The organism is Streptomyces alkaliterrae, assembly GCF_007097205.2.
Classification (GTDB): Bacteria; Actinomycetota; Actinomycetes; order Streptomycetales; family Streptomycetaceae; genus Streptomyces; species Streptomyces alkaliterrae.
Map to the genome: position 1 here is coordinate 1 of NZ_VJYK02000218.1, position 9340 is coordinate 9340.

The 9340-nt window shown below is 70.7% G+C and carries 10 protein-coding genes and 1 riboswitch; of the genes, 9 read left to right on the plus strand and 1 reads right to left on the minus strand.

Features of this window, described 5'->3' with window-relative positions; genetic code table 11:
* From FNX44_RS18905 to FNX44_RS18945, 9 genes are all read left to right on the plus strand, one after another.
* Positions 1 to 188 (plus strand): ATP-binding protein (locus tag FNX44_RS18905; RefSeq protein ID WP_143649481.1); only part of this gene is annotated, 188 nt, incomplete at its 5' end.
* Positions 189 to 457: 269 nt separating this feature from the next.
* Positions 458 to 664: a cold-shock protein gene (locus tag FNX44_RS18910; protein WP_143649482.1), complete on the plus strand. Its 207-nt coding sequence runs from the start codon at positions 458 to 460 to the stop codon at positions 662 to 664.
* 269 nt (positions 665 to 933) lie between these two features.
* A complete protein-coding gene (locus FNX44_RS18915; RefSeq protein WP_143649483.1) occupies positions 934 to 2436 on the plus strand; it encodes a DEAD/DEAH box helicase in 1503 nt (500 codons plus the stop codon).
* 67 nt (positions 2437 to 2503) lie between these two features.
* Positions 2504 to 2821 (plus strand): SCO5918 family protein, encoded by a 318-nt coding sequence (locus FNX44_RS18920; protein ID WP_143649484.1) that lies wholly within the window; start codon positions 2504 to 2506, stop codon positions 2819 to 2821.
* 660 nt (positions 2822 to 3481) lie between these two features.
* Positions 3482 to 3835, plus strand: coding sequence for a helix-turn-helix domain-containing protein (locus tag FNX44_RS18925; RefSeq protein ID WP_143649485.1), 354 nt, complete (start codon positions 3482 to 3484; stop codon positions 3833 to 3835).
* A gap of 416 nt (positions 3836 to 4251) precedes the next feature.
* Positions 4252 to 5760: a potassium/proton antiporter gene (locus FNX44_RS18930; RefSeq protein ID WP_143649486.1), complete on the plus strand. Its 1509-nt coding sequence runs from the start codon at positions 4252 to 4254 to the stop codon at positions 5758 to 5760.
* A 53-nt stretch (positions 5761 to 5813) separates the two neighbouring features.
* The gene (locus tag FNX44_RS18935) at positions 5814 to 5981 is read left to right on the plus strand and encodes a hypothetical protein (protein ID WP_153507456.1); all 168 of its coding nucleotides are present in this window, start codon (positions 5814 to 5816) and stop codon (positions 5979 to 5981) included.
* A gap of 217 nt (positions 5982 to 6198) precedes the next feature.
* Positions 6199 to 6368: riboswitch (cyclic di-AMP (ydaO/yuaA leader) on the plus strand.
* A 2-nt stretch (positions 6369 to 6370) separates the two neighbouring features.
* Positions 6371 to 7195, plus strand: a complete 825-nt coding sequence (locus tag FNX44_RS18940) for a LysM peptidoglycan-binding domain-containing protein (RefSeq protein WP_143649487.1) — start codon at positions 6371 to 6373, stop codon at positions 7193 to 7195.
* A 248-nt stretch (positions 7196 to 7443) separates the two neighbouring features.
* A complete protein-coding gene (locus FNX44_RS18945) occupies positions 7444 to 8199 on the plus strand; it encodes an LPXTG cell wall anchor domain-containing protein (protein WP_407699209.1) in 756 nt (251 codons plus the stop codon).
* 89 nt (positions 8200 to 8288) lie between these two features.
* Here the strand turns inward: FNX44_RS18945 and FNX44_RS18950 are convergent, their stop codons facing one another.
* On the minus strand, positions 8289 to 9074 hold the full coding sequence (locus tag FNX44_RS18950; protein WP_143649488.1) for a polysaccharide deacetylase family protein: 786 nt from the start codon (positions 9072 to 9074) through the stop codon (positions 8289 to 8291).
* Positions 9075 to 9340 lie beyond the last annotated feature (266 nt).

The following is a 9340-nucleotide window of genomic DNA, read 5'->3' on the forward strand; positions in this document are numbered from 1 at the left end:
TGCGCTGGACGCAGGACTTCTGGATGAGGCGCGCCGCCCCCGTCGACACCGAGAGCGGCCGCGGCCTCCACCTCATCGAGGCCCTGTCCGACCACGCCCGCTTCCGCAACCGCCCCGGCGACGGCGCGGTGGTCAGTTTCGACAAGATCCTCAAATGGCGCGAGGACGCCCTGCTGAAGGTGTCCTGAAACGCCGGCCCGCGGCGAAGGAGTTGCCCGCCGAAGAGCAATATCTGTGCTCGCCGAATGAGAAATAGGCGAGGGGGGCGACGAGTATTCCTCGACTGCCGGTCGGCACTGAATTGCCTTCCGTGCACCGCCGGTCGTGGCGTGCTACTGTCGACATCAGTTGCAGGTGTGGTTGCCAGAGGGTTCATTTTCCGACGGGTTAATCATCACGGCGACACGCGATTCGCAGAGAGTGAATTGCGCAAACCGTCTCCGAAGGAGAAGCGAACATGGCTACCAATGGCACCGTGAAGTGGTTCAACGCCGAAAAGGGCTTCGGTTTCATCGAGCAGGACGGCGGCGGCCCGGACGTCTTCGCCCACTACTCGAACATCGCCGCCCAGGGCTTCCGTGAGCTCCAGGAAGGCCAGAAGGTGTCCTTCGACATCGCGCAGGGCCAGAAGGGCCCCACGGCCGAGAACATCGTTCCCGCCTGACACCGGCGCTGACGCGTACTCCGCAGCCGGGGCCCGCACCTCTGGGGTGCGGGCCCCGGCTCGCCGCGTTTTCGCCACGCCGCGTTTCGGTCTCGCCGCGGAGAGGCCACGCCGCGGAAAGGTGCCCGCCGCATCGCCGACCGGTGACGCGCTCCTTTTTCCGTCACCCCGTCTCGGCCCTCATCGCATTCGGCTCGTCTCGAGATTCTCTGCGCCGCTCATCCGCTGCGGGAACCCCTTGCTACGCGCCCCGTCAAGGAAGGTTCCGCATGAAGCGTGCCCACACGTCCCGTAACCACGACCGCTTTTCAGGAGGCGCCGGCGCCAACCGCTCCGGTGGCCCGCGCCGCGCCAAGGCCTACGGAAACCGTCAGGTGGGACGGCCCGCCCAGGGCGAGTTCGCGCCGCCGAAAACGATCACACCGCCGCTGCCCGCCGTGGAGTCGTTCGCCGACCTCGCCATGCCCGCACGGCTGCTGGCCACGCTCGGCCACGAAGGCCTGACCGTGCCGTTCCCGATCCAGGCGGCCACCCTGCCGAACTCCCTGGCCGGTCGTGACGTACTCGGCCGCGGCCGCACCGGATCGGGCAAGACGCTCGCCTTCGGCCTCGCCGTACTGGCCCGGACGGCCGGTCGGCGTGCCGAGCCCAGGCAGCCGCTCGCCCTCGTCCTCGTCCCCACGCGCGAACTCGCCCAGCAGGTCACCGACGCGCTCACCCCCTACGCCCGCTCGGTGAGCCTGCGGCTGGCCACCGTCGTCGGCGGGATGTCCATCGGCAGGCAGGCCGGGGCGCTGCGCTCCGGGGCCGAGGTGGTCGTCGCGACGCCCGGGCGGCTCCAGGACCTCATCGAGCGGGGCGACTGCCGGCTGACCGACGTCGACGTCACGGTGCTCGACGAGGCCGACCAGATGGCCGACATGGGCTTCATGCCGCAGGTCACCGCCCTGCTCGACCGCGTGCGTCCGGGCGGGCAGCGGATGCTCTTCTCGGCCACCCTGGACCGCAACGTCGACCTGCTGGTCCGCCGCTACCTGACGGACCCGGTGGTCCACTCCGTCGACCCGTCGGCGGGCGCGGTCACCACGATGGAGCACCACGTGCTCCACGTGCACGACGCCGACAAGCACCGGACGACCACCGAGATCGCGGCGCGCGACGGTCGAGTGATCATGTTCCTCGACACCAAGCACGCGGTGGACCGGTTGGCCGCGCACCTGTTGAGCAGCGGTGTCCGCGCCGCGGCCCTGCACGGCGGCAAGTCCCAGCCGCAGCGCACGCGGACCCTGGACCAGTTCAGGAGCGGCCAGGTGACGGTACTCGTGGCGACCAACGTGGCGGCGCGCGGTATCCACGTCGACAACCTCGACCTGGTCGTCAACGTGGACCCGCCCGGTGACCACAAGGACTACCTGCACCGCGGCGGTCGCACCGCCCGGGCCGGAATGTCCGGCAGCGTGGTGACCCTGGTGACCCCCGGCCAGCGTCGCGGAATGAGCCGGCTGATGGCCTCGGCGGGCATCACGCCCCGCATCGCCCAGGTGCGTTCGGGCGAGGCGGAGTTGAGCCGCATCACCGGTGCACAGACCCCGTCCGGCGTCCCGGTCGTGATCACCGCGCCGGCCGCGGAACGTCCCCGTGGCGGGCCTTCCTCGTCCCAGGGCCCTCGGGGGCGGCGGAGCCGTACGGGCCGGGGCGGGGCCGGCGGTGAGGCGGGGCGCCGCGGGGAGCAGCGGCGGTCCGGTCTCGGCGCGCCCGCCCGGAGCCGCTGACACCACCGAGCCACACCCTCCTCCCGGCCCGTTCCCCTTCTCCTCTGTTTCTCCCCTGTGAGGCATCATGCGCTGTGTCATCGCCCGGTATCCGTTCGAGCTGACAAAAAGTGACGTACTGGCATCGATGAAGGGCGTCGCGCCCGAGCTCGTCACGGCAGAGTCCGTCACGATCGGACGTCGCCGCTACCCGGCCAAGCAGGTGGGCGAGGTCATCACCCGCCAGGACCGCCGTGACTTCTCCAGCGGCGAGGTCGTGCGGGCCATGTCCCGCCTCGGCTTCACCTGCCACGAACACCCCGAGGCCGTGCCGGTGGCCGCCCCCAGTGCGCTCCAGACGGCGTCGGCGCTGCTCGGGGGAGTCGCTGTCGCCCCGAAGGTGTGAGGCCAGGCGGGCGAACCGCCACAGGAGACCCGGTGAGGGCCGCTACCGACGCGCGTCGGTAGCGGCCCTCACCGGGTCTCCTGCTGTCCCACCGTCCGGTACCTCACCTCTGGCCACAGCCTAGCTGTGGCAGTCGAGCGGCAAAATCTACTCTTGTCAGAGTAGACATTGGCTCCTGTCATGGTTAGCCTTTTGCTCGTTGGCAACGTCAAGCGAGACCCGGCAGACATGAACTGGCGGGTAGTAGTACCTGAAGTTCGCAGGTCAGTGCGGCTCTGGAGCCCCGAAGCCAAGGTCTTCACGGAACGGCGACGGAGCTGGGAGTCGCACTGGGCGGCCCGCAGGTCGAGGGGCCGCCGAAAGCTCGACCAGCAGTACCGCAGTATCCGTTTCCGGTTGGTTCGAAGTAAGGACGGAGGAGCAGACGCCATCAGGATCGCCCGGCCTGAGTAGCACTCGGTCCGGGTACCGCAAGACCCCGATTGGATGGTGGTCCCCGGTCACGCAGCCGCGATCCCCGCATCCCTCCCCTTGCCGGGCCGGATAGCGGAAACAGAAGGTCGGCAGAGCATGAGTGCCGACAGATGGTGTTGTATTTCCTTCGGGGCCCTGGTGCCGTACGGCACCAGGGCCCCTCGACGCGTTGCACGACGAGGTGACATGGCAGCAGCTAACACTCCACTCAGCGATCGGCTGGACGACGACGACTACCCCGCGTACACCATGGGGCGGGCCGCCGAGATGCTCGGCACCACCCCGGGCTTTCTACGGGCCCTCGGCGAGGCCCGTCTGATCACCCCGCTCCGCTCGGGGGGCGGGCACCGCCGGTACTCCCGCTACCAACTGCGGATCGCCGCCCGCGCCCGCGAGCTCGTCGACCGGGGGACCCCGATCGAGGCCGCCTGCCGCATCATCATCCTCGAGGACCAACTCGAGGAGGCGCAGCGCATCAACGCCGAGTACCGCCGCGCGGCGAGCGAGGCGTCCGACGGTCCCGCTTCCCGGTCGAACTGATCACGCGGTGTGTGCGACTCGCCGAAGGGCGCTGGACCCGGGCATGCGCGACTCGCACGAGGACGGGCAACTGCTGAAGCGCCGGCCGGGTACTGGACGTGGGCCGACAAGATGTCGATGGCGTACGTCAGGGGACGGCCGGCGGCGACCGGCGTCACCCCGCCCAGTGGGTAGACGCTCCACCAGCTGGTGCTGAGCGGGGACGGTGTCACCCGACGCGAGGTGATCAGCGCGGAGCGGGCCCATCTCCGGTTGCCGTGTGAGGCTCCGGAGCGCGCCGCTCACGGGCGCGGCGCCGCGGAGGGGAGCCGCGCCGCGGAGGGGGCGCGGCGTCCCGATTAGGGCATGATGGGCGGGAAGTCGGTTTTGGCCCGGCTCCGCCGCGGGACGGTGTCGACGGAGGCGGGAGGCGTGCGGTGACGTTGGCGACGCTGTACCAGGTGCTGCTGGTGGGCGGCGTGGTGCTGCTGGCCAGCATCGCGGCCGCGCGCGTCGCGCACCGGGTCGGCCTGCCGGCGCTGCTGCTGTTCCTCGGCGTCGGGGTGCTGCTCGGCGAGGACGGCCTGGGGCTGCCGTTCGACGACATGCGGCTCGCGCAGGCGCTCGGCACGGCCGCGCTCGCGGTGATCCTCGTCGAGGGTGGACTGACCACACAGTGGTCGAACGTGCGGCGGCTGCTGCTGCCGGCCGGGGTGATGGCCACGGTGGGCGTGACCGTCTCCGTGCTCGCGCTGGCCACCGGCGCCCGGCTGCTGCTCGGCCTGGACTGGCACCTGGCGCTGCTGCTCGGCGCGATCGTCGCCTCGACGGACGCGGCGGCGGTGTTCGCGGTGCTGCGCTCGCTGCCGCTGCCGAGGCGGGTGACCGGCCTGCTGGAGGCCGAGTCGGGTTTCAACGACGCACCCGCGATCATCCTGGTGCTGGTGTTCAGCACGGCCGCCGCCGAGCTGCCGGCGCCCGGTCGGGTGGTGGCGGACGTCGTCTACCAGTTGGCGGTCGGGGCGGGTGTGGGTCTGCTGATCGGCTGGCTCGGCTCGGTGGCGCTGCGGCGCATCGCACTGCCGGCCAGCGGCCTCTACCCGTTGGCGGCGGTCGGCTTCGGGATCACCGCGTTCGCGGCGGCGGGCGCGGCGCAGGCCAGCGGCATCATCGCCGCCTACCTCTCCGCGCTGGTGCTCGGGAACTCCACGCTGCCGCACCGGGCGGCCACCCGGTCGTTCGCCGAGGGCGCCGGCTGGCTGGCGCAGATCGGGCTTTTTGTGATGCTCGGACTGCTGGTGACGCCCAGTGAGCTGCCCAAGGCGGTGCTGCCGGCGATCGGCGCGGGACTGGTGCTGCTGCTCGTGGCCCGCCCGCTGTCGGTGGTGCTGTGTCTGACCCCGTTCCGGGTGCCGTGGCGCGAGCAGACGTTCATCTCGTGGGCCGGTCTGCGCGGCGCGGTGCCGATCGTGTTGGCGACGTTCCCGATCGTGGCCGGGGTGCCCGGCGCGCGGGACCTGCTCAACATCGTCTTTGTGCTGGTCGTCGCCTTCACCCTGCTCCAAGGGCCCACTCTGCCGGCGGCGGCCCGCCTGCTGGGGATGACCCGCACGGACAACCTGCGGGAGGTGCAGGTCGAGACGGCACCGCTGGACGTCCTCGACGCCGACCTGCTGACGCTCACCATCCCGCCGCGTTCGAAGCTGCACGGGGTCACGGTCTTCGAGCTGCGGCTTCCGCCGCCGGCGGTGGTCAGCCTGATCGTGCGGGACGGGGTGCCGCTGGTGCCGCGCCCGGACACGGTGCTTCACGCCGGGGACGAGTTGCTGCTGATCGCCACCGTGCACACCCGGGCGGCGGCCGAGCAGCGGCTGCGGGCCGTCGGTCGGCGCGGCAAGCTCGCGCGGTGGTTCGGGGAGGACGGCCACCCGGAGTCGGAGCCGTGAGCCTGAGCCCGCGAGCCGGCGCTTCGGAATGACAAAAGCGGACAACGTGAACGATGTCCGTATTGCCCATCTATCGTTTGGTGAATGACCGGCTGGGCGTTGTAAGAACACTCACCGAAGTGAGCGTGGGCGGGGTCACACCACAATTCCCGCCGGTGCAATTGCACTTGCCGCCGAATTTCTGGCGTTTCGTCAACCCCGCAGGTCAGCGCGGAGATTGAAAACGGCGTTCCGGGTCACGCCTCACGCTCGGAACAGGATCAACCGCGTACCGTCCCGAAATCGCGTCGTGTTCATGTCCGAACGCCGGTTCCCGCACTTACCACTCCTTGTGTCGGCTTTTCCGTTGTGTTTACGTGGCCTCGCCACCGCACCCCATGGCGGTGGTCCACCACCGGCACGCCGAATCCCGCCGCCCGGTAGGTCGGAACGGACAGCAGTCTCGAAGCGGCGGGAGCGGGGGAACCAGGTACGTGCCGTGCCGCGGAGGTCCGCAGGCCGGCTTGGGGTGAAGCCACGCCCCGAAGCGCCGTGCGCGCTACGGGAGTGGCCGGGCAACTCCAGCCCGAATCCGACAGCTCACCTCGCAGGCGTAGGAGAGGACACACCTATGTCTCGTGGCCGTCACCGTCGCCCGCGTCAACCCCTGGTCTCCCGTCAGGTCTCCAAGGTCTCCATAGCCCTCACCGCCGGTGGCGCGGCCGCCGCGGCGCCGCTGATCACCGCCGGTACCGCCAACGCCGCACCGGCGTCCGTCGCCGCCCCGCAGGCCGTCGCCCCCCAGGCGGTCTCCGAGGCCAAGGCCGCCGCCGCGAAGGCGAAGGCCGCCAAGGCCGCGAAGGCCGCCAAGGAGAAGAAGGCCGCCGGCAGCTACACCGTCGCCAGCGGCGACACCCTGCACGGCATCGCCACCACCCACCAGGTCAAGGGCGGCTGGCAGAGCCTCTACCGGGCCAACAAGAAGGTCGTCGGCGACGACCCGGGCCTGATCTTCCCCGGCCAGCGCCTCAGCCTCAGCGCGAGCAAGGCGAAGGCGGCGGCCGACCGCGGCCAGGCCAAGCCGGCCGTCAGCCGCAGCGCCGCGCGTACCGCGCCCGCAACCGCCAAGAGCTACCCGAACAACCTCGACGGTTGGATCCGGGAGGCGTTGGACATCATGAAGGCCAACAACATCCCCGGCACCTACCAGGGCATCCACCGCAACATCATGCGGGAGTCCAGCGGCAACCCCCGCGCCATCAACAACTGGGACATCAACGCCCGCAACGGCGTGCCCTCGATCGGCCTGCTCCAGGTGATCAAGCCGACGTTCGACGCGTACCACGTGGCCGGCACCAAGAAGGACCAGTACGACCCGGTCGCCAACATCGTCGCCGCCTGCAACTACGCGGCGGCCCGCTACGGTTCGATCGACAACGTCAACGGCCCGTACTGAGCGTCACCCGGGCTCGTTCCGGAACGTACCGCTGTGCCGCACCCGCCGAATTCCGGCGAGTGCGGCACAGCCGTTTCCGGAGAAGTCCGACAAGTCGTGTCAACTCGCCCTGTTGGCGGCGAGGCCGGTGTTGCGCCTGCGTATCGATGGGGCGGAGGCGCACTCGAACCGCTTGACCGGCGGCTGTGATCGGCGAATGCTGCGGGGTTCACCCCCCGCGCAGTGTTCCCCTTTGACGTGAAGTTGGTATGCCCATGCGCACCCGCTCCTCGGTGGCCGCCGTCTCCGTGGCCACGGCGGCCTCCCTGCTGCTCGCCCCCGCCGCGTACGCCGCCCCAGGCGACAACGGCACCGTGAAGATCCACAAATCCTCCACCGGTGAGGAGTTCCGCAAGAACGAGCCCAAGGTCTGCGAGTTCTACCTCGACGCGTTCGGCTTCGACGCCGGCCAGGAGGTCAGCTGGCGGATCGTCGAGATGCCCCCGACCGGTGTCAAGGACAAGCTCGCCGAGGAGGGCCGGCTGACCCTCGACGACAAGGGCCACGGCCGCACCTCGGACCTCAAGCTGGACGCCGGCCACTACAAGCTGGTCTGGAAGTTCGAGGGCCAGAAGGGCAAGGCCAAGCACAAGGTGTTCTGGTCCGACTGCGAGAACGAGGACACGCCGGGCGGCGAGGAGCCGGAGCCCGAGCCCAGCGAGTCGACGCCGGGCGAGTCGACCCCGGGCGAGCCCACGCCGGGCGAGGAGACGCCGGGCGGCGAGACCCCCGGCGAGGAGACCCCGGGCAAGGAGACCCCGGACGAGAAGCCGACCCCGTCCGGCGAGCCCACGCCGGGCGCGCCCGCCGGTGACAAGCCGCAGGGCGGCGGAGGCGGCGACCTGGCCGAGACCGGCGCCGGTGCCCCGGTCGGCGCGCTTGCCGCCGCTGCCGCGGCGCTGCTCGGCGCGGGCGGCTACCTGGCGCTGCGCCGCCGCCGCGCGACGTCCGCTGTCAGCGACTGATCCACGGTCCGCGACCGACGCGGGTAGGGGAGGTGCCGTCCGCCGGCGCCTCCCCTATCCCCCTACCCCGTTCTGCTGTCGCGCGCGCCTCAGCGGTAGGCCTTGCCCGGTTCCGCCGACCCGGGCGCCAGCAGCTGCGGCACGGTCACAAAGGTGTAGCCGCGCTTCTTCAGCTCGCTGATGATGCCCGGCACCGCCGGCACCGTGCCGTCGTAGATGTCGTGCAGCAGGATGATCCCGTCCCGCTCGACCTGGTCGAGCACCCGCTTGCGTATCAGCGCCGAGTCGGTGGTCGAGTAGTCCTTGGCGGTGACGCTCCACAGGATCTGCGCCAGGCCCAACTCGCGGCAGATCTCCGAGACGTCCTTGTTCGTCCGCCCCTGCGGCGGGCGCATCAGGGTCGGCGTGACGCCCGTCAGGTCCTCGATCGCCTTCTGGGTGCGGGTCAGCTCGGCGCGCACCTCGTCCCCCGACACCTCGGTCAGCCTCGGGTGGTTCCAGGTGTGGTTGGCGACCTCGTGGCCCTCCTCGGCGATGCGGCGCACGGTGTCCGGGTAGCGCTCGATGTGCTTGCGGCCGAGCAGGAAGAACGTCGCCGGGACCTCCTCCCGCTCCAGCAGGTCCAGCAGCTCGGGGGTGTCCTTGCCGGGCCCGCCGTCGAAGGTGAGGGCCACGCACTTGGCCTTCTCGCAGTCGACCCCGCCGCCGGTGCCCCGCTTGCCGTCGTCGGCGGTGCCGGCCGCTCTCGCCTCGGCGGGCGAGATCTTGTCCACCCACCGGGCGCTGATCACCTGATAGGCGACCAGCGAGCCGACGCCGAGTACCGCCAACACGATCGCGGTGATCCGCAACCGCTTGCTCTTCCACCAGAACATGGTCAACCGCCCTTTCGCGGCCGGCGGTTCACGAGCCGTGCGGATCTGCCCCGGGGCACGGTCCGACGAGCGGCCCGGAAGCCGGGAGTTCGGATGCGCGCGTGGTCGGCGCGCGCAGACAGCGGCGGATGAGGTGGTGGTGCCGGTCTGTGATCCCCGTTCCGCGTGGCGACGCGGATGTCGCACGCCCCGCCCGCTGGCGGTATGACGATAGACGCGGCGAAACGCCCGGAAGTCATCCCACAGAACGACCCACCCCCCACCCC